Consider the following 26,643-nt stretch of genomic DNA (forward strand, 5'->3'; position numbering starts at 1 on the left):
CTCACTGTCCCCCGGCGCCAGTCAGCCCTCGCCGCACCAGCAGTGGTTCCACGCTACGTTGCATTCCGCGGAACATCCAGAAGGCGTCGTCATAATCGATGGTCGCGCCGCGCGAAAGGATCATGCGACGGAATCGGTCGCCAGCGAAGCGCACGTCGTCAGGATCGATCGCCGTTTCTTGTTCTTCTTTATTTTCGACGCCACCGCGAGCCGCTCCGGTATCCACGAAGGCCTGGAAGCCGTCCGCATCCAGCACTTCTGCCCACAGGTAGCTCCAGTAATCCGCGGAGTAGCCACCGGCAAAGATGTGGTTGAAGTACGCGGAGCGGTAGCGAGGAGCCAGCGCGGACTCCATATCCACTCCTGCCTCTTCCAAGGCTCGGCGCTCGAATTCCTCCACGTCCGTGACCTGTTCTGCCTGCTGGGCATCCAGCTTGTGCCACGCCAGATCCAGCCAGCACGCGGCCAAGAATTCCGTGGTGCTAAAGCCCTGTCCCCACTGCGCCTGCTTGGTCACGGCAGCTGCCAGGTGCTCCGGCAGCGGTTCTCCGGTGTCCACGTGCTTGGCATAGTTGCGCAGTAAGTCTGGCTCCAGCGCCCAGTTCTCGTTGATCTGCGAGGGGAACTCCACGAAGTCGCGTGGCACCGAAGTGCCGGACAGGCTGGGGTAACGCACGTCGGACAGCAGTCCGTGCAAGGCGTGCCCGAACTCGTGGAAGACGGTAGCCACCTCGTCCATGCTCAGCAGTGCCTGCTCACCCGCGGCGGGCTTGGCCACGTTCAGGACGTTGACCACCACGGGCAGCTGTCCGATCAGGTTGGACTGGTCCACAAAGCTGCTCATCCACGCGCCGCCGCGCTTGGTGGGGCGGGCGTACATGTCCGTCAGCAGCAGACCGATCTCCGCGCCGGGGTTCAGCGAATCCTCCCCCTCGCGGACTTCCCACACCCGCACGTCCTCGTGGTAGCCAGCGAGGTCATCGCGCGGAGTCACGGTGATGCCGTACAAGCGTTGTGCGGCGAAGAACGCGCCGTCTTCCAGCACGCGGTCCAGCGCGAAGTATTTCTTCAGCTCGGCCTCGTCCACGTCCAGCTCCTCGGCGCGCTGCTGGGCGGACCAGTACGGCCAGTCCGCTGCGGTCATCGGCTGATCGTGTTCCCCCGAAGCGTTCTCTGTAGCGCTGAGCGTCACGTTCCGCTGATCCTGCGCACGCTTGAACTCGCCCCACGCATTGGCCACCGCTGCTGGCGTTAGCTGCCCCAGCAGCTCCTCCACCGCATCCACGGAACCCGCGGTCTCCACCTCGGTGACGTATTCCGCGTGATTGGCGTACCCCAGCAATTCCGCGCGCCGGGCACGCAGGCGGACAATCTCCAGCAGCGTCTCCTGGTTCTGCTCGCCGCCCCGTCCCAGCGACGCTTCATGCACCAGTTGGCGCGCCCGAGGGTTGGCCAACTCCTCCAGCACCGGCTGTACGCTGGGCAGACCTAGGCGAATCAACCAGCCCTGCTGCCCGGAACTGGCCGCGTCTTCGGCAAACCGGCGCTGTGTCTCCTTGTCCAGGCCTCCCAGCAAGGACTCGTCCGTCAACAACACCGCAGAAGCCTCAGTGGAGGCTTGCAGGTGGCTTCCGAATTGGGTGGTCAGGGTGGCGAGTTTGGCGTCGATACCACGAAGATCCTCGCGCTCCTGCGCGCTCAAATTCGCACCACCACGCACGAAACGGCGACGCCAATACGTCTGCAGAGCCTCCTCCTCGCTGCCCTCAGGAGCAGCAGGGATCGCCTGCACTCGCTCCCACAGCTGCTCGTTGAGCAGCATGTCGCTGACATGCGCGGCCAGCTCCGGCGAGACGGTCGCCTCTACCTCGCGCACTTCAGGGGTGGCCATCGTGCCCGCATAATTGAACACAATCGCCAGCACCCTGTGCAGCATCTGCCCCGCTGATTCCAGAGCCTCGAAGGTGTTTTCCCACGTCGGCTCCTCCGGATTCTGGGAAATTGCCGTGATCTCCGCAGCGTGATCCGCCAACGCAGTGCGGAACGCGGGGACCAGACTGTCCACCTGAATCTGGGCAAAATCCGGGAGCTCGTAAGGCAGTTCTGATGGGGTGACAAAATCTTCCATAGTCACCACTGTAACCACCCTCCCCGCTAGGATCGCAGACCATGAGCCTTGCCCCGGAACCGAATCCTGAGTTGGACGTATCAACCCACCTAGGCACGTATCGCGGGTGGAGTGGACCCAGGGCCTCGCACTGGTCGGCCATCGAATACGCCGAGCCGCCGCGCACCGTGAAAGAAAAATTCAGCCCCACGCGGCCCGCCGAGCCGTTCACCGGGGTACGGGAGTGCCTACCGCACGCGGACATTGGCCGCCACACTTTGTCCGTCACCGCTCCCGCCGGCCCAGTGGATCCGCAGGCTGGTTTGCCAGTCATCGTGTTTGTGCACGGCGGTCGCTTCCAGTCCGGCCACGCCAACGGCCCGTGGTACCGCGGCGATGCCTTCGCGGAATCCGGGTGCATCGTAATCAGCGTGAACTACCGCTACCGTTTCGAGGGATTCTTGCCGTTAGAAGGCGAACCTCTTCCTTCTGACTTCGGTGCCAATTCTTCCAAGGCAAACCCCGAGCCGCCCTACTACCGCGCCGTTGAAGACTTGATCACGGCCCTGCGCTGGATCCGGGACAATATCTCCGCGTTCGGGGGAGACCCGCACAACGTCACGGCCATGGGCCAATCCGCAGGAGGCTCCCTGATCACCTACACCTTGGGCAGCCCGCGCGCCCGCGACCTGGTGCAGCGCTGCGTGATTCTCTCCCAAGGCCTGCCCCGCGTTCCCTGGACGGCGCGCACCCGCATGGCCCGGCGCGCGCTGCGCGGACCGCTGTCCTTTGAGCACGTCAGCACTTTGTCTGACGAGCAGGTGGCGCACGGATTTTCCCGCTACGCCCGCCGCTACTTCGATGACTGCGCCATCGGCCTATTTCCCCACTCCCCGGAAAACATGCCGCCGATCCCCGTGCTGATCGGCACGCTGCGCGACGAATTCGTTCGGATGGGCGTAGCAGAGCGCTTGGACACGGCCTACCGCGAAGGCAACCCCGTGACCCGAGCGCTGGCAGACAGGGCCATCCGACTTTTCTCGAGGAGTTTGGGAGTGCCGAGTGCAGCGTCGAAACAAGAAAAGAAGGCCTGGCGCGAGTACTGCGACAGCATCGAACCACCGCGTCCACTAGGCCGGGCGATTGGCGATGCGGCGATCCGGAAGTTCGACGTGGCCACGATGGAAGCCCACGCCCCACAGGCTCCCACCTGGGTCTACGAGTTCCACGGCGGTGCGGGCGACGTGCGCGCCCGCGGCACAGACGCCCAGCACTGCGCGGACATTCCGCTGGCGTTTAACTGCTTGGACGTGGCACCCGTGTCCATCGCTCGCTTCTGCGGACCCAATGCACAGCAACGCCTGCAGCCATTAGCGGATCGTTTCCACCATCTGATCGTGGATTTTGCCCACGGCAGCGAACCAGACTGGCCCACCTTCCATCCGGATACTGGGCGGCTGACTAAGCAATTCGACATGTCCACCTGTGCCGAGGACCTCGTGGAGGATGCGCATGGTCCTGTTCGCCGCTTCTTCCTGGAAACGTACAGTAGAAAACATGTCTAACTCGCAACCCACTACCCCGTCCCTGCACGTCCCCGATGTCGCCACGTTGCGCGCCCGCGGCACCATGAAGTGGACGCGGTATCCAGAGGATGTGCTGCCGTTGTGGGTGGCCGAGTCTGATTTCGATACGTGCCCGCCCGTGCTTGAGGCTGTTAGCGATGCGGTGCATCGCCAGTACTTCGGCTACAAGGGGGACGGCCGCCCCGTGGAGGAGGCGCTCGCCGCATTCAGCGAGGATCGCTTTGGTTGGCAGATCCAGCCCGAGTGGGTGCGCGTAGTTCCGGACGTGGTCAAGGGCGTGGCCGTTGCTGTGGACGAGCTCACGCCCGCCGGTTCCTCCGTGGTCGTCCCGCTGCCGTCCTACTACCCATTCTTCGACGTGCCGCGCTCCACGAACCGCCCCACCGTGCATATCCCGATGATCGTTGTGGAGCGCGAGGGCAAGTCCGAGTGGACCTTTGATTTCGACGCCATGGAGAAGGCATTTGCCGCCGAGGATGCCGCGCAGCCAGTGGGCGCGCTGATACTGTGCAGCCCGTATAACCCTCTGGGCAGGGCTTTCCGTGCAGAGGAACTGAACCGCATCGTGGAGCTGGCGGATACCTACGGCGTGCGAATTATCTCTGACGAGATTCACGCGCCGATCGTCTACCCGGGCGCCACGCACATACCTACCGCATCTTTGAGTGAGAGGGCTGCGGAGCTGACTGTGACGGTAACGGCCACTTCCAAGGGCTGGAATACCGCGGGCCTGCACTGCGCGCAGATGATCTTCACCAATCCTTCGGATCGCGAAAAGATGGCGAACGTGCACAACCTGGGCACGGGTGAGGCATCCACGCTGGGCCTGATCGCTGCGGCGACGGCCTACAACGAAGGCCGCGAGTGGCTGGACGAGGAAGTGGCCTACTTGAGCGGCAACCTGGACCTGCTGGAAGAGCGCATCCCCGAGGTGCTCCCGGGTGCTACGTTCATCCGCCCGCAAGCCAGCTACCTGCTGTGGATTGATGTTTCCGCAGTGCCCGGTTTGGCGATCCAGCCGGCCAAGACCCTGCTGGAGACGGCGCGGGTCGCTGTGTCCGAGGGATCGGTGTTTGATCTGGGGCGCGACGGGCACATTCGCCTGAACTTTGCCACCTCCCGAGAAATCCTGAATGAGGCCTTGGACCGCATAGGCGCAGCCGTGCGCAACCTTCAGTAGCAACTCTTGTCCGGGTGGCAGTTATGCTTGCCCGTATGTTCAAGGCCTTTTCCAGAATTCTTCGTTTTACCCGTGAGCTGTGGCCCCTCTATGTGCTGGTGATGATCAGCTCCGTGGCCACGGCACTGCTGGCGCTGGCCACGCCATTCCTGGTGGGGCGAGCCACTGATGTGATCGTGGAAACGTTGCGCAACGATTCCCCTGCCGAAGCCGCCATGAAGAGCATCATTTTGATCGCTCTGGCTCTGCTGGCAGTGGAGCTGACCAGCACGGTTGTGCGAAACGTGGGTGGCTGGTTCGGCGATGTGCTGTCTACTCGGATGCGCCAGATCCTGTCCGATCGTTACTACGCCAAGCTGCTGTCCTTGCCACAGAGCTACTACGACAACCAGGTCACGGGCACCATCATCTCCCGCCTAGACCGATCAATTTTGGGGTTGACGGACTTCGTCAACTCTTTTGCCAACAACTTCTTCTCCATGTTGCTGACAGTGGTGATGATTCTGGGCATCACCGCCGCCTACTATTGGCCGCTGGCTCTGCTGCTGGCCATCATCTTCCCGATGTACCTCTACTTCACCACCCTGACCTCCAAGAAGTGGATGGTGTGGGAGAAGGAAAAGAACTCCAACATCGACCTCGCCCAGGGCCGCTTCGCCGAGGTTGTAGGCCAGGTGAAGGTGGTGAAGTCCTTCGTCACCGAGTTGCGCGAGCTCAGCCTGTTCCAGAAGCACTTCAGCAACGTGGTGGACCTAACCCGCGGGCAGTCGCGGTACTGGCACATGATGGACATCATCCGTCTGGGCATCATGAACCTGATCTTCTGCGCCATCTACTTCACCTTGTTCTGGCGCACGCTGACCGGGCACTTCAGCCTGGGCGACATGGTTCTGCTGCTGCAGTTCGTGGTGATGGCCCGCCAGCCAGCACAAATGATGAGCTGGTTGGTGGACACCGCCCAGCGCGCGGCTGCCGGTTCCATCGATTACTTCAAGGCCATGGACGAGCTCGAGGAAAAGTCCGCCAACCCGGTGCTGGTAGATGCCTCCCGTCCGGGTGGTGCGATGAGCATCTCCGAGGCAGACGTCAACGCGTCCGTGCGTCCTCGTATGCAGGCGCCGGCGACCGGACCGGTCATTGAGTTCGACGACGTCACCTTCGAATACATAGAGGGCGAGCCCGTGATCCACAACGTGTCCTTCTCTGCCTCCAAGGGACAAAAGATCGCTCTAGTCGGTGAGTCCGGCGGCGGTAAGTCCACGCTGGTCAACCTCCTGCTGGGGCTCTACTCCCCCACCAGCGGCGCGCTACGTGTGTGTGGCCAAGAGCTCTCAGATACCACCGCCTCGGAGCTGCGCAGCTCCGTGGGCGTGGTCTTCCAGGAGCCCGCACTGTTCTCCGGCACAGTCCGGGAAAACATTGCCTACGCCCGTCCGGATGCCACCCAGGAGGAAATCGAAGCAGTGGCTAAGAAGGCCTATGCGCACGATTTCATCTCCAACTTCGCACAGGGCTATGACACCCTCATCGGCGAACGAGGCCTGCGCCTATCCGGTGGACAGAAACAACGCATCGCGGTGGCTCGAGCAATGCTCAAGGACGCTCCCGTGCTGGTACTGGACGAGGCAACCTCCGCCCTAGACACCAAGGCCGAGCGCGTAGTCCAGGCCGGTCTGGAAAAGCTCATGGTGGGGCGCACCACGCTGGTCATCGCCCACCGGCTGTCCACGATCGCGAATGTGGACATCATCGTCACCCTGGATCAGGGACGCGTGGAAGAAGTAGGCACGCCCGCGGAACTGGCAGTCTCTGGCGGCATCTACTCCGAGCTTCTGCGCTTGACTGCCTCCAGCTCCGCCGCGGATCGCGAGCGGCTCAAGCGGTTCGGCTTCCACGATGGGGCTGAGGATGATGAGGATGAAGACGAGCTTGGCGTCGAACTCAAGGAAGACGAGCAAGGCGCAACCTCGCAGACCACATCCACCACCAATTAGGTGACTTGGCACCGTAAAGGTGCCTGCAGGCTGGCAGAACTAGGCTCAACGGCGAAGATACCGCAGGTAGGACTACAATTAGAACCTATGACTGAATCATTCCCATTGACCATCACCGAATTCGAGGATCGACAGGGAAAGACGATCGCCGTCGGCTCTGACGAAGCCAAGGCTGCAGAAAAGCTGACTCGTGAGAACGACCGCGGCCACGTCTTCCACAGCTGGTCCGCGCAAGCCAAGATCAACCCACTGCCCGTGGCCAAGGCCCAGGGCTCGTGGTTTTATGACTACTCCGGCAAGGGTTACTTCGACGCCGGCTCCCAGCTCGTCTCCGCCAACCTGGGGCACGACCACCCCAAGCTGGTCGAGGCTATAAACAACCAGCTGGGCCGCGTCACAAACCTCAACCCTGCGTTCGCCAGCGACGTGCGTGGCGAACTAGCCGAGGAAATCGTCCGCAAGGCACAGGGTGATTTCTCCCACGTGTTCTTCACCAACGGTGGCGCGGATGCCGTGGAGCACGCCATCCGCATGGCCCGCAAGCACACCGGCAAGGCCAAGATCCTGACCGCCTACCGCAGCTACCACGGCGCCACCGGCTCCGCGATTATGGCCACTGGCGAAGCTCGCCGCCACGGCAACCCCACCACCGACGGCGATATCAAGCACTTCTGGGGACCATTCCTCTACCGTTCCGCCTTCCACGCCACCACCGAGGCCGAAGAGTGCGAGCGCGCGCTGCAGCACCTCGAGGACACGATTGACTTCGAGTCCGACGTAGCCGCGGTAATGGTGGAATCCATGGTTGGCTCCTCCGGAGTCATCGCCCCACCCGAGGGCTACCTGAAGGGCATCCGCGAGATCTGCGACCGCAAGGGCATCCTGTGGATCGCCGACGAAGTCATGGTTGGCTTCGGCCGCGCGGGCCGGATGTTCGCCTACGAAAACGGCGGCGAGGACATCCAGCCTGACCTGATCACGTTCGCCAAGGGCGTCAACGCTGGTATCGCTCCGCTGGGTGGCGTGGTCATGACTGAGGCCATCAAGTCCACGTTCGACGAGACTCCTTACCCGGGCGGATTGACCTACTCCGGTCACCCACTGGCGTGCGCTCCTGGCGTGGCTGCGCTGAAGGTCTACGACCTAGAGAACATCTACTCCACCGTGCGTGAGCTGTCGTCCAGCTACCTGGAGCCACGCCTGCGCCAGATCGCAAAGAAGCACCCGTCCGTGGGCAACGTGCGCGGCACCGGCTTCTTCTGGGCGCTCGAATTCGTGAGCGACCAAGAGGCCAAAACCCCGCTGGGCGCTGAGGCTATGAGCGCGCTCGGCGCGGCAGCGAAGGAAGCAGGTGTGTGGCCAATGGTCTCCGGCCACCGCGTGCACATCGCTCCTCCGCTGACCTCTTCCGCTGCTGAGCTGCAATTCTTCCTCGATGTGCTGGATAGCGCCATCGACAAGGCAGACGCCGCTCTGTAGTCAATACTTGCGATTCAATAGCCGCATTTAGGCACAAAGAAAGGAGGGTCGAGGTTTTCACCTCGGCCCTCCTTTTGTGCTCAGTGCGAGAATTCTACAAGGAGTAGAAGTTCTTACTTCTCGCCTGCGTCGCCCAGAACCTTGTTCACGCCATCGGCGATCTTGTTCTTGGCTTCGTTAGCCTTCTCCTTGGCACCAGCTACGGTCTGGTCAGCGCGGCCTTCGTTCTCCAGCTGCTCGTTGCCCGTTGCGGAGCCAGCAGCTTCCTTAGCCTTGCCGCCCAGACCTTCAGCCTTGTTCTTCAGTTCATCAGTAGACATAAAGCTTCTCCTTTTGCCTTTGTGACCCCTGCGAGGGGGCTTGCTCTTTCGATCGTAGCGAAAAAGCAAACCGAAGCTATGTAGCCTGCAAACTGCCAGGAAAGTGACAGATTACTGGCACCTTCCTACTTGGAGTAGTCGTAGAAGCCCTTGCCGGACTTACGTCCAGTGTGGCCTGCAGTCACCATGCGGCGCAGCAGTGGGGGGCATGCGTAAGAGGGATCGCCGTACTCCTTGTACATCACGTCAGCGATGAAGGCGCAGGTATCTAGGCCAACCATGTCCGCCAGGGTCAATGGACCCATTGGGTGGGAAGCACCCAGCTTCATGCCGGTATCGATGTCTTCTGGAGTAGCCACGCCCTGCTCCACCATGCGTACTGCGGAGAGCATGTAAGGCACCAGCAGGAAGTTCACGATGAAGCCGGAACGGTCCTTAGCGCGCACGGCCGTCTTGCCCAGGGTCTCGGTCGCGTAGCCCTCTGCGCGCGCGATGACCTCTTCATCGGTGGTCAGCGCGGGGATGACCTCGACCAGTGGCAGGACAGGGACGGGGTTGAAGAAGTGCAGGCCGATCACGCGGCCAGGTTTCTTCGTTGCCGACGCAATCGTCTGGATAGGCAGCGAAGACGTGTTGGAGCACAATGCTGCCTTGGGATCTTCCACGATCTCATCCAGCTGAGAGAAGACGTCCTTCTTGACCTCTTCGTTCTCGATGACCGCTTCGATAACGATCTCGCGGTCAGCGAAGTCCTTCAGCTCAGTGGTGAAGGTCAGGCGACCAAGCGCTGCGTCGCGATCCTCTTCGCTGAGCTTGCCACGCTCAACAGCCTTGCTGAGGGACTTCTCGATGCGACCCTTGCCTGCGTCGGCAAACTCCTGCTTGGCGTCCCAGACCAGAACGTCACTGCCAGCCTTGGCTGCAACCTCTGCGATTCCGGAACCCATAAGACCTGCACCGATAACACCTACGCGCTGAACCATTGTCACTCCTTATTTGTTGGGGATGTGATTTATCCATATCTAGCCTAGTTGCGAGTTAAGGAAGATGGGGAGACTCCCCTCACTTATGTGAGTTTTCCTTAAGGCTCGCGCACTCTCTGAACGGCTAAGACTTTTCCTCCGTAGAGCTCTCCTGAGACTCACCGCCGACAGAACTATCGGTTAATCCCTCCGTATCGTCCGTAACTTGACCCACCACACCGAGGTCACCTTCAACGCGTACGTTGCCGGGGATGATCAGGTTGCCCTCTTCGTCATATTCGAAGCGAGGCAGTTCGTTGCCCTCTTCGTCATAACCAGGGGCTGGCTTGGACTCATACATCTCCAGCTTCTCCGCAGAATCCGCCTTACCCCACTCGCGGGTGTTTGGCTCGGGACGGTACTGCATGTCGTCCGACATACCGCGGACCAGCGAATACATCATCACGAAGAAGACCAAGAAGAACGGGAACCCAATGATGATCACGGTCTCCTGCAACGCCGTAATGCCGGCGTCTGGAGACATGACCAGGATCGCTCCTGCCACCGCACCGATGGCGATGGCCCAGCCCACGCGGTAGTACGTGGGGGTCTTGTCCTCCTCGCCAGCGGCGAACATGTCATTAATCAGCGCGGCGGAGTCAATGGAGGTGACGAAGAAGATGGCCACCACAATCAGCGCAACGATGGAGGTAAACGTGCTCAGAGGGAAGTAATCCAGGAAGCCGAACAAGGCGAATGCTGTGTCACCTTCGTGGACAACCGGGTTGGTCAGCGAACCTGGATCCTCGCGCTCGATGTGCACGCCAGCAAAGCCAAAGATGGCAAACCAAATGATGGTGAACAAGGTGGGCGCTACCAGCACACCACCGACGAACTCACGGACCGTGCGTCCGCGGGAGATACGGGCGGCGAACATGCCCATGAATGGCGACCAGCAGATGGTCCACGCGAAGTAGAAGACCGTCCACATGCCCTGCCAACCCGGGTTGACCTCCATGGAGTCTGACCAGAACATCAGCTTTGGCAGCCACTCCGCGTAGATGGACACGGAATCCAGCGTGCCGCGCAGCAAGAACAGGGTCGGTCCCACAGCCAGCACGAACAGCATCAAAGCTGCCGCCATCAACACGTTGATATTGGAGAGCAACTTAATGCCCTTTTCCAAACCAGCGGCCACGGACAGGCAGGACACGCCCACGATCACCACGATGATCGCGATCTGCATCCACGCCACGGTCGGCGCTCCGAAGACCTTCGCCATGCCGGAGTTGATCTGCAGCACGCCCAGGCCCACGGACACGGCGATACCGAACACGGTGCCCACGATGGACAGCGCATCGATGACCTTGCCTGGCCACTTGTAAATCGCTCCGCCCAGAATCGGCGAGAAGATCGAGGACAGGCGTGGCGGCAGGTTGCGCTTGTAGATGAAGTAACCCATGCCCAGGCCGGGCAGAGCAAAGATCACCCACATGTGCAGGCCGAAGTGGAACATGGTGAAGCCGATGGCCTCGCGGATGGCGGGGAGCGAGCCCGGTTCCGCGTCCTGCATCGGCACGTTGGTCATGTGGTTGAGCGGCTCGGCCACGCCCCAGAACATGAGCACGGAGCCCAGCCCGCCGGCGAAGAGCATGGCGAACCAGGACGGCGTGGAGTGCTCTGGGCGTTCGCCATCCTGGCCCAAGCGCATGCGGCCGTATCCACTGACGAACAGGAAGACCAAGAACAGGAATGCGATGGAGACACCACCGACGTACAGCCAGTTCAGGTTCGTGAGCAACCAGTCCGAGACGTTGCCCAAGCCGCTGGCCGCTTGGTCCGGGAAGATGATGGTGGCGGCCACGAACAGGACGATGAATCCTGCGGCCAACCCGAAGATGGTCGGGTCTACCTTGCCGTTCTTTTTCTCTTCTTTATTTTCGGCGCCAGCCTTCGCTGCATCCGCAGCGTGTGGCGTGGACTTACTTGGCGTGGTGCCGGGCGAGTTCGAGCCCATGGCAAACCAACATCCTTTCTAGAAGTTCCTGCAGGTCGCAGTGCTGGCTGAGCCTGCGGTGTCTTGTAGTGGTGGAAAGTTCATTTCCCTGTACTCAGGCCACGTTACCTACGCCCCGAGACATCTTTGCCTGTTTGCACACATCTTTTTTGAGGATTTCTTAACCCGCATATAGGAACAACCACAAGTGAACCTCTAATGACCTGTCAGAGCGGTCACAGCTTCTTTCAAGATTCTCGCCTTAACGTAGTCATCACTGGTCAACAGAAAGGAAGCAATTCACGAACGGTCATTTTTCTCCTCTTGAAACGTCAGCACTGAAGCCCCTGGGATCCGCATGGACCTGGGGGTTAAGTGTTTCTGCAGGTCAGTCGATCGTCAGAGCGTTGTGGCGATTGCGTGAATTGTGGCGGTTTTTGTGGCTGCGTGACCTCGTGCGGGATTTTTGCGGGATCGCCCAGCCAATCCGGACATCAGGAAACCCCCACCGGGGAGCCGAAGGTGGCTCAACCACAGCATGGGTCTCCGTTACGCGGCCTTTCGGGGGAAGTGGCCACCACCAACGCTAAATCCACCAACCACACACCGCACGGCAACCACTCCAGGACACAGAAAAACGCCCCTCTCAAACCAGCCATACGGCCAGCCCAAGAGGGGCGCTATTCTTCGCTTTTCAACGCTTACACAGCAGACAGGCGCGCTGAGAGTGCGCAATCCATAGGAAACTTTGGATGGCCACGGCAGGTGCTCTCCCAGCCGGTCAGGCACAGTAGGGGGGCGCTCCCTCGCGCCCATTACGATCCCACGACAGCCAACCTGCCAGCGTCTCCATTGCCAAAGTAAAAAGAGCCCCGAGGTCGTCAATGGTCTCTGCCGTGCTTACGATCACCCCGCGGTGGAAGGACTCGTGGAGACCGGCTACGTCTACCCGCACGAGGTGGAAACCCCCGGCGTGAACCTCGTGCTCCCCAAGGCCACGAACCGGCAGCTGCTTGAGGAGGTCAACCGCCGCTCCGACCCGGAAGCTCGCCACCTATTCACCGCCACAGATGACAGCGATGTAGTGGATCTGAACGAGGGCGCTGCAGTGTTCGAATTTCCCGGCAAGCCTGTCTCGCCTGTGTGGGATGGTGACGGTATGCCGCCGGATGCGGCGGCGGACGATAGTGAGGAAGTGGGTGGCACGCTGGATGATCTCGATCCATGATCTGCAGGACATGGCCCACCTCCTGGGCGTGACCCTCACCCACCATGACGAGGGGAAGAAGGGTTGGTACTCCCCGAGTCTCCGTACGATTTCCACTCGCCGTGGCATGGCGGTGGGGGATTATAAGTCCACGCTGGCCCACGAAATCGGACATGCGATGTACCGCGACGAGCGCACATCGAATGGACATTTCGATCAGCGTCAAGAAACAAGAGCAGACAGGTTCGCCGCGAAACTGTTGATCAGCGAAGCTGGTCTGCTGCACCTCGCACCGTGGCGCGGCAACGACCTCCGTAGCCTCGCCCTAGACCTTGAAGTAACCCCTAAGCTGCTCTGCACATACCTGCAGCAGCACCCGAACCTCGTGAAAGAATATGCAGCATGAACACACGAAAAGTCGCCCTCATGTCAATCACGGTTTCCACAATGCTCTTAGGCGCGTGCACCGCCACTCAAAGCGAAACGCCTACCGACTTCCAAAGCGAAGCGCAACGTGATGAGGCGCTAGGCAAATACGCGTGCAAAAAGATGCAAGTGGATGATCCCGGCTTCGTGTACTCGGCAGCAGGAGGCCGCGCAGCTAAAACGGCTTCAGATAGCTTAGAGCGGGCAGAAATAATCCGATCCCAGCTAATGGCAATCAACATGGACTTAACCCCCACTTGCACGGAGGGGGAACCCGGCTATTTCCCGTGGTTAGAGGACGGGTACAAGGAACAGCTAGGCATCAAGTTCGACTACCAGACAGCCAAGGATGCAGGAGTGGTGTAGTTAGTGGCTTCAACCAAGAGCTACAAAACCGCAAAACAGTCGAAACTCACTGCTAGTACCACCCACACCTCATGAAAGATGAAGTCGCATGAACACACGAAAAGCCCTCCTCGCCCTCGCAGCCATTCCTGCCCTAACCCTCGGCGCGTGCGGGCAGGAAACTGAAACCGAACCTGCTCCAAGCAGCCTTCCGCAATCGGAATCACCCGCTCAGAATGCAGTAAAGCCTCTGAATCTTGGTGAAGAAATCACTATCGAGAACTGCAACGGTGGCGGCCCGTGCGAGGTCAAAGTGACCTTCGATGACATCAAGCTCACCAAGACCTGCCCCCATGGAGTTTCCTTCCCAGACATGGAGTCGATGGATCCTGAGGGGACGCAATACCTCACAGTCTCCGGCAAGTTCGAAGTTGTGAGCAGCCTGAGCAATTTCAGCCTTGAAGAAACTGATTTTCAGGGAGTCACCAAGGACGGCGTTGCTGCAGAACCAGGGATTGCATATGACTGCGACGATCTCGGTGTCGACCAAAACCTAGATAATCCGGTAGACCCTGGACTGACCCGCAAGGGTGAGCTGACCATGGCGGTTAAGCCAGGCCTAGAGAAGATTCAATTCTCGACAATGTGGGATGAGAACACGTATGAGTTCGATATGTCGAAGTTGAAGCTAGAAGACGGATCTGGCGAGGTGCCGGGATACGCGATGGGCCAGACTGAGCCGGAGCAGCAGGTTCCAACTCAGGTTGAAACGCCACAGCCAGATCCGGTGTTCAACTCACCAGGCGATGGGTACCAGTGTCCAGGCACTGATGCGTTTGTCGATAATCCGGCTGATTGTACCTCGCAGAACCTCGGCGGCGATCCTGCTTACGACGAGATGTATCCGGGTGGCTACCCCCAGCAGCCGTCTCCTCAGCAGCCCTCCCCCTGGGTTCAGGGACAGATCGACTGGAACAACTGCATCCAGGGCGGGAACACACCAGATGAGTGCGCCGAAATGCTGAACTAACGAAAAGAAGCCCCTCCTGGCCGTTGCGTGGCTGGGAGGGGCAAGTTGTCCCCTAGACGTAGGAACAAGGAGAAGTCTATATGAGTGTGCAGAAACGCACCACGAAGGCTGGCAAGCCCCGGTGGGTGGCCCGGTACCGGGATCCTGCGGGTAGGCAGCATTCTAAGACTTTCGCTGTACAGCGCGAGGCGAAGGCATGGCTGGCCGATCAGGAGCAGGCATTGAATTCTGGCCGGTGGGTCGATCCACCGCTAGGCACGGTGACGGTGCAGGCTTTGGTGGATGAGTGGGCAGGCTCAGCGACGCGGGTTAATACATAGTCGGCGCGGGAGCACACGGCGCGGAACCTTGGAAGCCTAGGCGAGATGCCGGTGGCGCGGGTGCGCAGGTCGCATGTGCAGGCGTGGGTTAATGGTCTGGCCGATGGTACGGGCGCAGTGTCTGGTAAGAGTTTGGCGCCTATGTCTGTCCGGTCGTTGTTGAAGCATCTGCAGACGGTGCTGCATCAGGCCGTGTTTGATGGGCTGATCCCTGAGTCGCCGGCGAAGAGGATCCATACTGAGGCGGTCAGCGGGAAGGTGGACCCGGATAGGATCCCTACTCCTGAGCAGGTGGCGGACCTGATCCGCGCCGCGGGGAACTTGCAGCGTGGGAATGCCCCGGCGATTGTCACGGCTTTGGCCGGCACTGGGCTGCGGGTGAGTGAGCTCTGCGGCCTGAGGAAGGGCGATGTGGAGTTCTTGCAGCGCCGTATTCAGGTCCGTCGGCAGATGGGTGTGGATCGCACTGCAGGGCCGCTCAAGACGCTGGCGTCTAGGCGGACTGTGCCGCTGCTGCAGGATGTGTCGATGGCTTTGGCGCCGCTGTGTGCGGGCAGGGCGGATGAGTCGATCTTCTTGCGTCCGGATGGTCAGCCGATGACGCGGGTGGATGTGGAGAGCAACTTCGCATCGCTGCGGTGGTCGACGGGGATTGCGGTCACGCCTCACTCGATGCGGCATTTCTTTGCGTCTGGATTGATTGCAGCGGGTGTGGATGTGCGGAGTGTGCAGGCGGCGCTTGGTCATGCGTCTGCGACGGTGACGCTTTCCACCTATGCGCATCTGTGGCCTGATTCTGCTGATCGTGTAGCGCGTGCGGGTGAGGATTTGATGTGCACTTTGCGTGCACTCGATGGGGTTAATGCCGATGGCGTGGATGGAGATGTGCAGGTCAGCGAGTGATTGGTGCTGATCGGTGTCTTTTCCTCTTGAAACGTCAGCACTGAAGCCCCTGGGATCCGCATGGACCTGGGGGTTAAGTGTTTTTTGATGATGTTCGTGAGGTGTCTTGACGCTCGCCCCGCGCGACCGTTTCCAAGATGATCCCTCGGAACCCTTCCAGAAAAACCACTGCAATCCGCCCGGCCAGTACCATTACCGTTCGTGAGCACAGACGCACAGTATCTTGAGCAACTCATCCGCGACGTCCGCAGCGCGATCCAGCACCGCGACGCCACCCAGTGGCGTCTAGACACCATCAGCTCCGGCGGCACCGCCCCGACGATCGGCAGCGATGACGATGCCCGCGTCTTTGCCTTCCCACCCACCGCGGAAACCGCCGCCTACCTGGCACAATTCCGCAATATGAACTTCGGCCAGCTCCGCCAGGACCTCGCGGGGATCCAGCTACCCGTCCTCAACCAGTTCGAAGCGCAAGCCAACGAAGCACGCAAAACCAGCGCCTACCGCGGCCTGCGCCGCATCTTCTCCTCCCGCCCCATCGAAGGCGAGCAGGTCGTCGCGTGGATGGAATCCGTCAACGTCCCGGCCATCCATTCCATCCTCTCCGGCATCGACGCCGCCCTGGGCTCCACGGATCGCAACGAGTTCATCAACCTCCATCCGGAATCTCTCCGTGGTCAGATCGAGGCCGACCTGGTGTGTCTCACCGGGTGGCCCGTGAGCTGGGTCGACGCCAACCTCGTCAATCGCCACGTCCAAGCCTTAGGGTCCATACAAGCGGCCCGTGCCACTGAGCACGCTTTGGAAGCCACCGTGCAGAGGGCAGCCCGAGAGCTCAATACCGCCCAGGCACAGGCGGAACTCAACCGGACTGATGTATCGGTGCTGGATCAGATCACCGATGGTCGCGTGAGGCTGAATCAACTGGCGCATATGACGATCCCGCAGATTGCGGCGAGCCAGGCGTCGGAACTCATGAAGATCGATGGAGTGGGCGAGAAGACCGCGAACCAGGCAATCGCGGCGGCGCGGAGCTACTCCACGGACGTGATTCATTCGCAAGTGCCGGTGATCAACTATCAGGACAAGGTGCCGTGCACGGAGTACGTCACGGCGCTGGCGAACCTGCTGTCATACCGCGATGACCTGCGAGATCTACCGGTGGACCCGCTGAATCTCACGCCGGTTCCGGACGGGACGATGGTGGCGGTCGCGGGTGTCAATGACCTCATCGAGGGTGGGACGTTTGAGCGTCCGCACCGTCCTATCGGCAGTGACGAGGCGTGGAATCTCTACGCGGTGCGGGCGGCGGAATTCCACGCGTACGGAGACTCGGGCTCCGGTTCTGAGGTGCCCACGGAGATCGCGGAGCGGATCGCGGATATTACGCTGCGGGGCACGCTGCATGCGTCGCTGCGTGGGTACCAGTCCTTCGGCTCCAAGTTCATCCTGGCGCAGCAGAAGGTGCTGATCGGCGACGAGATGGGCCTAGGCAAGACGATGCAGGCGCTCGCTGTGTTCGCGCACCTGGCGGACGAGGGCAAGAAGCACGCTCTAGTGGTGTGCCCGCCGTCCCTGCGCATCAACTGGCAGCGCGAAATTGCGAAATTCACGGATCTGCCCACGCACATGCTGCACGGAGCGGACAAGGACGTGGAATTTGAGGCGTGGCAGCATTCTGGCGGTGTGGCGATCGCGGGCTATCCGGAGACTCGTAAGGGAAAGATGCTGGCAGAAAGTCTCCGTACCAGCATCGATGTCCTGGCGGTGGACGAGGCTCACCGTGCGAAGAATCCGGATTCCCAGCAGTCCCAAGGTGTGCACTCGCTGACCCAGCAGGCCGAACTGGCGGTGTACCTCACGGGCACGCCGCTGGAAAACCGCGTGTCCGAATTCGAGGTGCTGCTAGGTTATTTGGACGCGGAAATGCCCAAGAAGTTGGAGGAGGTTCGCGGGACGGCCAGCGGGTTCCAGAACGCCATCGCAGGGGTTTACCTGCGACGCAACCAGGTGGACGTGCTGAACGAGCTGCCTCCGCTGACGGAAGTCGAAGAGTGGGTGGAACCCAAGCCCGGCGACGTGGAGCGCTACGAGGACGCGGTGCGACGCGGACACTTCATGGACATGCGGCAGGCGTTCTCTAGCAAGGAATCCGCCAAGATGGAGCGCGTCACCGAGCTGCTGGACGACGGCGCGGAGGCTGGCAAAACCATCATCTTCACCTATTTCCGGAGCGTGCTGGAGAGCCTGACATCCACCTTGGGCGATCGTGCCTATGGCCCGATCGCAGGCGGGGTCAGCCACGAGGACCGGCAAAAAGCCGTGGACGAATTCACCGCGGCCGAGGCCGGAGCCGTGCTGGTATGCCAGATCACCGCGGCCAGCGAGGGTTTGAATATTCAGGCCGCCAACCGCATCGTGCTATTCGAGCCGCAGCTCAACCCCGCCACAGAGGCCCAGGCTATTGCTCGTGCGCACCGCATGGGCCAGGTCAACACGGTGGAGGTCCACCGCCTGCTCACCCCACACTCGGTGGAGGAGCGACTAATGGAGATGCTGGACAGCAAGCGCGCGTTGTTCGATCGTTTCGCCCGAGATTCCGTCACGGCGGATTCCACCCCGGAGGCCGTGGATGTCTCCGAGGCCAAGCTGATCGATCAGGTCATCGCCGCTGAGCGAGAGCGCATCGGTGAGGCACCCCGCCTCTAGGCCGAAATCGCCACACTGCGCCGCTGGCCTTCGTCGCCCCCCAAACAGCGCCTCCGGCCAGCACCACCAGCTGTTATTCCTTCAGGAAGTCCGCCACCGGCACGCGGCTAATCACCAGGTCCACGATGCATGCGCTGCCACGGTGATCCGCCAGGAACTGTGCCAGCTCTCCCCCATCGGCTAGCTGCTCCGGCTCGCTCACGCGCAGGCCGGGCACACCAAACGCTCGCCCAATCTCCGCGAAATTGACCTCGTCCAGCAGCATCGGCTGCTCCTCCAGGCCCTTCGGCACATACTGGTGTACTTCCGCGCCGTAGGCTGCGTCGTTCATCACGAACAGCGCACCGCCTGCACCCTGAGAGGCAGCGTTGAGGAACGGCCCCAGATCGGCCATCGCCATCTGCGTGCCTCCATCGCCGCTGATCAGGGCGGTGAAGCGATCCGGACGCGCCGTGGCCACGCCCGTGGCCGAAGACAGTCCCAATCCGATGGTCATGATCGCCCCACCCACCAGCACGGTAGCCTGCGGATCGGGGCAGCTCAGGTACTTGCCCACCCATCCCAGGAAGTGGCCACCGTCTGTGACCACGCTTCTTTCCTGCGGCAACAATGTATCTAGCCGACGCAAGACGTGCCGGGGATCCAGCTTTCCGTCGTCGCCGCGCTCGGCGAAGCAACCCGGGTCCAGAGCCTCGTCCTCGGCATCCGGGATCTGGCCAATGGTCTCGCGCCAGGTCTTTTTATCCCGCGTCACCCCTGCCGAATCCGCGTCTCCCAGTTCCTGCAGCATCACCGGCAGCAGCTGTTCCAAAGGAACGCGGTGCAGCTGATCGACCTGGATGAACGGTGCGCGGAGCGCGCTGGCCTTTGGAGTAGGGTCCCAGTCCACGCGCAAAATCTTGGCTTCAGAGTTAAAAACGGTGCCCTTGCGCATCTGCAGCAAGTTCATGCTGGCGCCCAGCACCAGCACCACATCAGCCGCGCGGAAGGTCTCCAGCCGTCCGCGCTGAGCGAAGCCGCCACAGATCCCCAAGCTCCACTCGGAGTCCACAGCCCCGCGGGCCATCGCGGTGGTCGCGAACAGCGCGCCCAGGCGATCGCCCAGCAGCTTGGTTTCCACGGCAGTTGCGGACTCCACTACTCCACGCCCTACCAGCAACAACGGACGTTCAGCATTCTGCAGCTGCTCAATAATGGACTCCGCTGCGCGTTGCGCGTCGTCCGCCCCGGCGGTGTCCGTCAGCGATGTCGTCACGGGTAGTTCGTGGGCCACGCCGTCCTCAATCGCCTCGCGCTCCAGCTGAGCGTCCACCAGGTTGTGTGGCACGGCTACCACCACTGGCTGCCGCGCATCGCGGGCAAACTCGAAGGCCGTATAAACGGCAGCTTCTGCCGAGGTTGGTCCGGCGATGATGGTCCGGACTTTCAGCGCATTGAGGATCCCTAGGGAATCCACGTCCATAGCTCGGGGGCGCAGGGTGTCGTCGACAAACGGCTCCACACCAGCTACATAAACCAACGGAATGCGCGCGGCCAAAGCCTCGGAGAGCGGCGTGAGCGCGTTAGTGAAGCCCGGCCCGTACGTGGTGGTAGCTACGGCAACATCGCCGGTGGCGCGGTAGTGCGCATCCGCAGCGGCGATAGCTCCCGCCTCGTGGCGCATGTCCGTATACGGGGACTCCAGGAGCTGCAGTTCACTGGCCAGGTAGATGTTTCCGTTGCCCACCACGCCGTAGGTTCGCGCGCCACGACGCAGAATCTCTAGAGCGATCGCGTGGGAAACCGTGCGCGGAGTTTGCCGCAAAGAACTCGTCATTACTGTCCCAAAAGTTCAGTTGGCAGGTCCAATTCCGGCAAGCTCGGCAGCTCTTCCGGGTTCGGTGGCTGGATGGTGGGAGCCTCGAACGTGGGCAAGGTTGGGGCTTCCGGCAACGATGGAAACGGGTTGCTGCTGGTTTCCGGGGTGCTCTCGGTGGTCGGCGCCTGCGAGCTTTCCGTAGTGGTCGTTGTGGTTTCGGTGGTGCTGCGCGTGGTGGACGAGCGGTCCGAGGACGAGTAATCATCTCCGCTGAGCAGGATGTATCCAGCGATGAACAGTGCTAACAACAAGATGCCGATGCCCAGAACCCAGGCGGCGATGCGTCCGCTGTTGCCCGAGCGTCGCTGCTCGGCGGGCTGGTAGTCGCGAGCGCGGGGATTCGGCTGAGGGGCGTAACCGGGGCCATCGTTACGGTAGGGACCACCAGCTGGCGGGTAGTTGTTTCCGGCCGGCGCGTAGCCACCTGGGTTGTGCGCGCCCGCTGGATATCCATTGCGGCCCTGCGGTGGGTAGCCTCCCTGCGGTGGATAGCCGCCCGGCGCGCCACGGTAGCCCGGATCTGGTCGCTGGAATTCCTCAGCGCGGTGATACTCCGGTGGCTTGGGTCCGTTCGGATCGGCAGGCTGCTCGCGCGCATCATCGCGGTGGCCGTCACGCGGAGAATCGGCGGGCGGCTGGACACGATCAAACATCTGGGTGGGCTGATCGTCGGGGTTGTCGAACTCCGAGTGGCGAGTCTCCCATTCGTCGGGGTTTCCGCCCGTGTGCTTATCCGTCATGTCTAGTGAATGTACGCGTTTGCGCTGCGAACATCCACGTTCTGCGTGCCCGGTCCACCGAACGTGAACGCTGCGGCGGTGTAGGTTGGTGAGATCGACGCCGAGGCGACCGTCGGCTCACCGTAATCCGACCAGCCCCACTTGGTGCCGGTGACACCGCGGAGCGTCGACGTTCCCCAGTTCTGCTGGGTGCCATCGGCAGCTACCGGCGAAGCCTGGCGCATCCAGTTCAGAATCAGGGAATTAGGGCGTGACAGGCGCACCTTGTTTAGGTATCGAGCGGTATCCATGGCGGAGGTGTAGGACAGTCCCCAGTGGGAGCCCCGCCACGTGTTACCCAGGCCAAATTCCCTGGCCACGGAGTTGATAGCCTGCGGGTACTTGCGGTCGATAATCTTTGCGGCATTATCGTCAGAGAAACGGATCATGCGTTTTGCCAAGTACGTATCGCGGTCCGAGCCGTCACCCTTGCGCAGGGCATAATCTGCCAAGTACAGCTTGACGATAGACAACCCTGGACGAGCCTCGTTTGCGTTCGGGGTTTGGATCACGCGGCCTGGCATGATCACCGCCATCGAGGTGCGAGCAGGCACGTTGGTCAGCATCACGTCGCCCTGCGGGGCGGCCTGGCCGTTATCGATGGAACCCAAAGGATCCGGGAAAGCTGGGTTATCGGTGATCCCGGGAACGGCAGGCAGTTGTGGAACGGGCACGTTGCCCAGCACATCAGATGAGTTCGGCACAGCAGGCGCTGGTGGCAAAGCCTGAGCGGGATCGAAACCAGGAAGCGCGGGCAAAGCAGGCAACTGTGGAAGAGCGTTTTGTGCTCCTGCTGCCGGGTCAGCAACTCCGACCGTGACCGCCATTGCGATCGCTACGCTGGTCACCCAGCGCGTCACGCGCCGAATGGAAAAGGCTGAGCTGCTCTTGTGCACGTCAGTGTTCCTTGGTTCATGAAAATTTATTTCGATTATTCCCAAGGAATCTTAAACCAACGGACAGGTTCTAGGAACTTTATCGGGCACTCTCGAACAAAGTTTGTTCCACTATGTGCTGGCTGACGGGGCTCAGCCCCCAGGCTTCCACTCCCACGTCCACCTGCCCTGGCGCAGTTACTGGTGTGGAGGAATGCAGGTGACCATGCACCAAGTACGGAACAGTCAGGCGCAGCTCGTCGAAACGGGAGGCCATGCCTTCATGTTCAAAGCCAGGCCGAGGAAAGTGGCTCAACCACACGTTTTGTTCCTGCCAGCGCATGATCTGCTGATCTTGCACCGAATCAAATACTTCAAGAAATCGCGCTTGGCGTTCATAGGCCTTCTCGTGCAACGAGTGGCACGAGTCATGGTTGCCACTGATCAAGTGCACGTGCAGAGGTTCGCTCGCCTGGCGCAAAGGAGTGAGCAGATCATCCAGCAGCTCAAGCGCACGTTCTTCCTGCGGCCTCCAGCCACTCGAAATATCCCCGAGTACCCACAGAGTGTCGCCCGGCCGCACACTATCGCGGAGGTTGTTCAAGATCACGCGGTCGTGCTCTTCTACGTCATCAAAACCTCGCAGTTCAGCGACGAAAGGGTGCCCCAAGTGCAGGTCGCTGGTGAACCAGGTGGTTGGCATGTCCCTCTCCTTCGCTCTTTGCCCGCAATCGGACCGCTGCCGCTGGCGCCTCGAACGCGCTATGTCGAGCAGCTACTTCTAAAGCTCTTCGCCCCAGCCTAGTGAAAACTTCCACTCCCCCTTTTCTTCTCCCCTTGTCCTCCGCTCCATTCCCCAAATTTCATTCTTTAGGATCCCTATCCCATAAGGTGATTTACATGACGTCTCACGCAAATAGCTCTCCCGGATCCTCTGCTCCACAGCCACCTTCGGCCTCCGCACGAGAAGAGCGCTCCGCCCGCATCGCCGTCTTCGCGTTCCCCGCCTTCATTCTCCTAGGCGCCATCCTCGCCCTATTCATGCCGAGCCCCTTCCTCCCCTTGGCGGAACACATCTCCGTGATGATCGCCATCATCATGTTGTGCATGGGCCTCACGCTGACCCTCCCAGACTTCACGCTGGTGATCCGCCGTCCACTCCCCATCCTGGTGGGAGTCATCGCCCAGTTCGTGATCATGCCACTCGGCGCCATACTGGTGGCCAAGTTGCTGGGGCTCAACCCAATGCTGGCCATCGGCCTGTTGATGCTCGGATCCGTCCCCGGCGGCACCACCTCCAACGTCGTGGCCTATCTCGCCCGTGGCGACGTCGCCCTCTCCGTGACCATGACCAGCGTCTCCACCCTGCTTTCTCCCCTGGTCACGCCCATCATCATGCTGCTGCTCGCCGGCGAGGAGACTCCCGTCAACGGAACCTCCATGGCCTGGTCACTCGTCCAAACCGTGCTGTTGCCGGTGATCGGCGGCCTAGTCATCCGTGTCATCTTCGACCGCTTCGTTTCCTTGATCCTGCCGATCCTCCCGTGGCTGTCCATCTTGGCCATCGGCGGAGTGGTGTTCCCTGCCGTCGCCAAATCTTCCGAAACGTTGCTGTCCATCGGCCTGATCATCATCGTGGCTGTGATCATCCACAACCTCTTGGGCTACGCGTTCGGCTACGGCGCCGCTAAGGTCTTCGGCTTCAGCGTGCCGGTCGCGCGCACTACATCCATCGAGGTCGCCACCCAGTCCGCCGGCCTGGCTTCCGGTATGTCCGGCAAGTACTGGTCCGCTGAGGCAGCCATCCCCGGTGCGGTGGCTGCGGTGTGGCACAACATTTCAGGTGCGTTGTTCGCATTCCTGATGCGCAGGATCGACGCCAAGAAGGGCGTTGCCGCCACCTCCCCACAGTCGCACGAGGATCCCTCCACGGTTGTGACCTAGGTGGTCCTCGTTATCCACAGTCAACGCGAGTGTGGATAACCGAACCGGCATATCCGCTGATCCAGCGGGACTGTCCGACCCGTTTGTTATCGTGACCGAGCGCGCACAAGTTCGGGCGTGACGTCGAACAAACAAACTTGTAGGGAGGGGACGGCGATGGCGACACTAGAGACAATCACGCTCAAAGTAGAAAAGCTTCTGCGCATGGCCGCAGACCGCGAGGGCACAGCCGAGGGGGATGTGTTCCGAGACAAGGCCTTCGAGCTGATGGCGCAATACGGGGTGGAAAAATCCCAGCTCAACGCCGGGGAGAAAGCAACGGCTGAGCGGCGAGATATCGACCTCGTGGGCACGTATACGGACATGCAGTTCATGCTGCTCAATGCCTTGGGAACGGTGCTGCACTCTCAAGTGGTGATGTTTAAGGTGCCGCGCAGCTCCAAGGTGTCCAAAGCAGTAATTTTTGGGCGCCCACACCACGTCGAACGGGCGATCATGCTCTATGGATTCTTGAGCAACGCGATGATTGCGGGAGCCACCACGATGACGGACATGTGGCCGAATCCAAATGTCTCAGTGCCCACGCGCAAGCGCAGCTGGATGACGGGATTCATCTCGGAAATTTCTGCACGGTTGCGTATCATCGAAGCCGATCACACTGAGGACTACGGCCAGGCCGCCAGCACTGATGGCTCACACGCCGACAGTTCTTCTGGACGCAGCGGTGGCATGAGTGGCGCATTGGTACTGCAGAAGGATCGAGAACTGGCCGAAGATCTCGCGCGCGAGCACTTCCCTTTTCTGCGCAGGAGCAGATCCGGGCACAGGACGTTCGATGCACAGAGTTTTCACCACGGTGCCAAAGAAGGCCAAGCCATGGACTTGGGGCAAACCCGTGTGGGGCGCACTGTGGGCGTGCTTCCCCGAGGCAACGCGGGCTAGCTGTTCTGGCCGCCTGCGTGATGAGGGTTTTCCCTACACTAGGTCAGCATGCGCATGTTTGGATTTTCTGAATACGGTGGCCCCGAGGTTATGCAGTTCTTTGATGTCCCTCGGCCTCGGCCGGGTAACAAGGACATCCTCATCGAAATGCGCGCAGCCAGCGTCAACCCTGCAGACATCAAAGTGCGCAACGGTGATCGGCGCGGCAAAGTAGACGTGGAATTTCCGATGGCGATCGGCCGCGAAGCCGCGGGGATTGTCCGCGAAGCCCCAATGGACTCCCCTTTCCATGCCGGTCAGCTCGTCTTCGGCAGCACATCGGCAGGCACCGGAGCGATGCAGCAGTTTGTCCTGTTGAACATGGAACAATCCGCAGTGGTGCCCCGCGGACTCGCAGCAGGACATGCAGCCTGCATTCCGGTCGCCTTCGGCACCGCGTGGGATGCTCTGCACGAACTCGACCTCGCTGAGGAAGATACCGTGCTGGTCAACGGCGCAGGCGGTGGGGTGGGCTCGGCCTCCGTGCAGCTGGCGCGCGTATTGGGATTTCGCGTAGTGGGCATTGCCAGCAGCGCAAAGAAGGGCTTCGTTGAAGAACTTGGGGCCACCTTCGTTCCTTACGATGCTAACGATTGGACCGAACAGCTAGACAGCGCCGCTGAACAGTTCCACGCGGTGGTCGACGCTGCTGGTGGGGAGACACTCCGGCGTGCTGCAACGCTGGTGCCACAGGGCCAAATTCGCAGTGCGGCCGACCAGAAGCTGGCAGAACAGCTCGGTGGTTCGGGGATAACTCGGCGTCGAAACACGGCAGTGTTCGAAGAACTCGCGGACCTCATGGCCGAAGGAAAGATCAACGCCCACCTGCGCCGAACCTACTCCATGGACGATGCTGCGCAAGCCGTGGCAGACGTGGAAACCGGCCATGCCCAGGGCAAAACTGTGGTCACGCTACCCGGCCAGCCGGTCTAGGTAACGACCTGGATCGAGCCCTGGCAAGGCGCCATGGCACCCGTGAAGTGGTTAGTACTGTGTGCCCGGAACGGAAGTTTGCGGAGCAATTGAATCTGTCGTGTCCGGACTCACCACGCTGAACACGACTAGCGCCACGATCACCGCAGCCCAGATCGATAGCCAGCGCCGTTTCGGCAGCACCGGAACCTGATCAGGCTCCGAAAATAGTTGAGCGTCCTGCGGACTCATCCGTCCCAAATCCCTGCGGTAGGCAACGTTAGCCTGGGTCCAGTTGCGCACGAGCTTCTGATCCTCGTGGTTGCGCCACAACCAATAACTACCGGGCACACCGAACATCACGGCCATGGACAGCCCATAAAGCAAGTTCTGTAGGTATGGCATGCTACTGGACGGAATCACCGCTCCGAACAGCATCAATCCGCCGATTCCAGCGCCGATCCACGCCGCAATCTTCTTCGGCTTCGTGGGCCGGTACTTCTCTAGTCTGTGCTGAGCGTCCTGGTTTGCCAACTGCGTGTGCAGCCCTTGTTGATCCCTGACCTGCAACTGAGGCGGTGCGGACAGTCCCTGCAACCACGCATTCAACGCCTGGTTATTAGTGGGCGACGTTTCGCCATAGGGCGATCCATACGGAGAATTCATGCGCGCTGCACCTTGCTTCCTGTGCTTTCTTTGGCCTTTAACCCGCAATACCACTCAGCCCGCG

General features: G+C 61.0%; 23 protein-coding genes. 14 read left to right on the top strand and 9 right to left on the bottom strand.

Annotated features, from left to right (window positions below):
• Position 1 precedes the first annotated feature (1 nt).
• Positions 2-2,128, bottom strand: a complete 2,127-nt coding sequence (locus IM764_RS01220) for a M3 family metallopeptidase (protein ID WP_194186604.1) — start codon at positions 2,126-2,128, stop codon at positions 2-4.
• A gap of 41 nt (positions 2,129-2,169) precedes the next feature.
• On the opposite strand from IM764_RS01220, the gene IM764_RS01225 reads away from it, so the two are divergent.
• The 4 genes from IM764_RS01225 to IM764_RS01240 all read left to right on the top strand — a co-directional run bounded on the left by IM764_RS01225 (position 2,170) and on the right by IM764_RS01240 (position 8,346).
• Positions 2,170-3,672 carry a carboxylesterase family protein gene (locus IM764_RS01225; RefSeq protein WP_194186605.1) on the top strand — a complete coding sequence of 501 codons (1,503 nt, stop codon included), beginning with the start codon at positions 2,170-2,172 and terminating at the stop codon, positions 3,670-3,672.
• Positions 3,665-4,873, top strand: coding sequence for a MalY/PatB family protein (locus tag IM764_RS01230; RefSeq protein ID WP_194186606.1), 1,209 nt, complete (start codon positions 3,665-3,667; stop codon positions 4,871-4,873). The genes IM764_RS01225 and IM764_RS01230 overlap by 8 nt, the downstream gene beginning before the upstream one ends.
• Before the next feature lie 35 nt (positions 4,874-4,908).
• A complete protein-coding gene (locus IM764_RS01235; RefSeq protein ID WP_194186607.1) occupies positions 4,909-6,867 on the top strand; it encodes an ABC transporter ATP-binding protein in 1,959 nt (652 codons plus the stop codon).
• Positions 6,868-6,978: 111 nt separating this feature from the next.
• The gene (locus IM764_RS01240) at positions 6,979-8,346 is read left to right on the top strand and encodes an aspartate aminotransferase family protein (RefSeq protein ID WP_370551510.1); all 1,368 of its coding nucleotides are present in this window, start codon (positions 6,979-6,981) and stop codon (positions 8,344-8,346) included.
• Between the two features lie 113 nt (positions 8,347-8,459).
• Here the strand turns inward: IM764_RS01240 and IM764_RS01245 are convergent, their stop codons facing one another.
• The 3 genes from IM764_RS01245 to IM764_RS01255 all read right to left on the bottom strand — a co-directional run bounded on the left by IM764_RS01245 (position 8,460) and on the right by IM764_RS01255 (position 11,645).
• Positions 8,460-8,666: a CsbD family protein gene (locus IM764_RS01245; protein ID WP_194186609.1), complete on the bottom strand. Its 207-nt coding sequence runs from the start codon at positions 8,664-8,666 to the stop codon at positions 8,460-8,462.
• A gap of 125 nt (positions 8,667-8,791) precedes the next feature.
• Positions 8,792-9,649, bottom strand: a complete 858-nt coding sequence (locus tag IM764_RS01250; protein WP_194186610.1) for a 3-hydroxybutyryl-CoA dehydrogenase — start codon at positions 9,647-9,649, stop codon at positions 8,792-8,794.
• Positions 9,650-9,773: 124 nt separating this feature from the next.
• Positions 9,774-11,645, bottom strand: coding sequence for a BCCT family transporter (locus tag IM764_RS01255; protein WP_194186611.1), 1,872 nt, complete (start codon positions 11,643-11,645; stop codon positions 9,774-9,776).
• An 895-nt stretch (positions 11,646-12,540) separates the two neighbouring features.
• On the opposite strand from IM764_RS01255, the gene IM764_RS01260 reads away from it, so the two are divergent.
• The 7 genes from IM764_RS01260 to IM764_RS10515 all read left to right on the top strand — a co-directional run bounded on the left by IM764_RS01260 (position 12,541) and on the right by IM764_RS10515 (position 18,564).
• A complete protein-coding gene (locus IM764_RS01260) occupies positions 12,541-12,852 on the top strand; it encodes a hypothetical protein (protein ID WP_194186612.1) in 312 nt (103 codons plus the stop codon).
• Positions 12,836-13,237 carry an ImmA/IrrE family metallo-endopeptidase gene (locus tag IM764_RS01265; RefSeq protein WP_228073196.1) on the top strand — a complete coding sequence of 134 codons (402 nt, stop codon included), beginning with the start codon at positions 12,836-12,838 and terminating at the stop codon, positions 13,235-13,237. The genes IM764_RS01260 and IM764_RS01265 overlap by 17 nt, the downstream gene beginning before the upstream one ends.
• Positions 13,234-13,623: a hypothetical protein gene (locus tag IM764_RS01270; protein ID WP_194186613.1), complete on the top strand. Its 390-nt coding sequence runs from the start codon at positions 13,234-13,236 to the stop codon at positions 13,621-13,623. The genes IM764_RS01265 and IM764_RS01270 overlap by 4 nt, the downstream gene beginning before the upstream one ends.
• Positions 13,624-13,711: 88 nt before the next feature.
• A complete protein-coding gene (locus IM764_RS01275; protein ID WP_194186614.1) occupies positions 13,712-14,632 on the top strand; it encodes a hypothetical protein in 921 nt (306 codons plus the stop codon).
• A gap of 80 nt (positions 14,633-14,712) precedes the next feature.
• The gene (locus IM764_RS01280; RefSeq protein WP_194186615.1) at positions 14,713-14,952 is read left to right on the top strand and encodes a hypothetical protein; all 240 of its coding nucleotides are present in this window, start codon (positions 14,713-14,715) and stop codon (positions 14,950-14,952) included.
• Between the two features lie 141 nt (positions 14,953-15,093).
• Positions 15,094-15,855 (top strand): site-specific integrase, encoded by a 762-nt coding sequence (locus tag IM764_RS01285; RefSeq protein WP_194186616.1) that lies wholly within the window; start codon positions 15,094-15,096, stop codon positions 15,853-15,855.
• A gap of 201 nt (positions 15,856-16,056) precedes the next feature.
• Positions 16,057-18,564, top strand: coding sequence for a DEAD/DEAH box helicase (locus IM764_RS10515; RefSeq protein WP_194186617.1), 2,508 nt, complete (start codon positions 16,057-16,059; stop codon positions 18,562-18,564).
• 73 nt (positions 18,565-18,637) lie between these two features.
• Here IM764_RS10515 and IM764_RS01295 read toward each other — a convergent pair whose 3' ends face one another.
• The 4 genes from IM764_RS01295 to IM764_RS01310 form a co-directional block, all read right to left on the bottom strand.
• Entirely contained in the window at positions 18,638-20,380 is a 1,743-nt protein-coding gene (locus IM764_RS01295) for a thiamine pyrophosphate-binding protein (protein WP_194186618.1), read from the bottom strand.
• Entirely contained in the window at positions 20,380-21,162 is a 783-nt protein-coding gene (locus IM764_RS01300; protein ID WP_194186619.1) for a hypothetical protein, read from the bottom strand. The genes IM764_RS01295 and IM764_RS01300 overlap by 1 nt, the downstream gene beginning before the upstream one ends.
• 2 nt (positions 21,163-21,164) lie before the next feature.
• Entirely contained in the window at positions 21,165-22,097 is a 933-nt protein-coding gene (locus IM764_RS01305; protein WP_194186620.1) for a hypothetical protein, read from the bottom strand.
• 79 nt (positions 22,098-22,176) lie between these two features.
• Positions 22,177-22,779 (bottom strand): metallophosphoesterase, encoded by a 603-nt coding sequence (locus tag IM764_RS01310; protein WP_194186621.1) that lies wholly within the window; start codon positions 22,777-22,779, stop codon positions 22,177-22,179.
• 197 nt (positions 22,780-22,976) lie between these two features.
• Between IM764_RS01310 and IM764_RS01315 the strand changes: the two genes are divergently transcribed.
• The 3 genes from IM764_RS01315 (at position 22,977) to IM764_RS01325 (ending at position 25,934) form a co-directional block, all read left to right on the top strand.
• On the top strand, positions 22,977-24,020 hold the full coding sequence (locus IM764_RS01315) for a bile acid:sodium symporter family protein (RefSeq protein WP_194186622.1): 1,044 nt from the start codon (positions 22,977-22,979) through the stop codon (positions 24,018-24,020).
• 156 nt (positions 24,021-24,176) lie between these two features.
• A complete protein-coding gene (locus IM764_RS01320; protein ID WP_194186623.1) occupies positions 24,177-24,962 on the top strand; it encodes a DUF2786 domain-containing protein in 786 nt (261 codons plus the stop codon).
• A gap of 54 nt (positions 24,963-25,016) precedes the next feature.
• Positions 25,017-25,934, top strand: coding sequence for an NADP-dependent oxidoreductase (locus IM764_RS01325; protein ID WP_228073197.1), 918 nt, complete (start codon positions 25,017-25,019; stop codon positions 25,932-25,934).
• 51 nt (positions 25,935-25,985) lie between these two features.
• Here IM764_RS01325 and IM764_RS01330 read toward each other — a convergent pair whose 3' ends face one another.
• A complete protein-coding gene (locus IM764_RS01330; protein WP_099299204.1) occupies positions 25,986-26,579 on the bottom strand; it encodes a hypothetical protein in 594 nt (197 codons plus the stop codon).
• Positions 26,580-26,643: the final 64 nt, after the last annotated feature.

The organism is Corynebacterium sp. ED61, from assembly GCF_015233855.1.
In the GTDB taxonomy this organism is placed as follows: domain Bacteria; phylum Actinomycetota; class Actinomycetes; order Mycobacteriales; family Mycobacteriaceae; genus Corynebacterium; species Corynebacterium dentalis.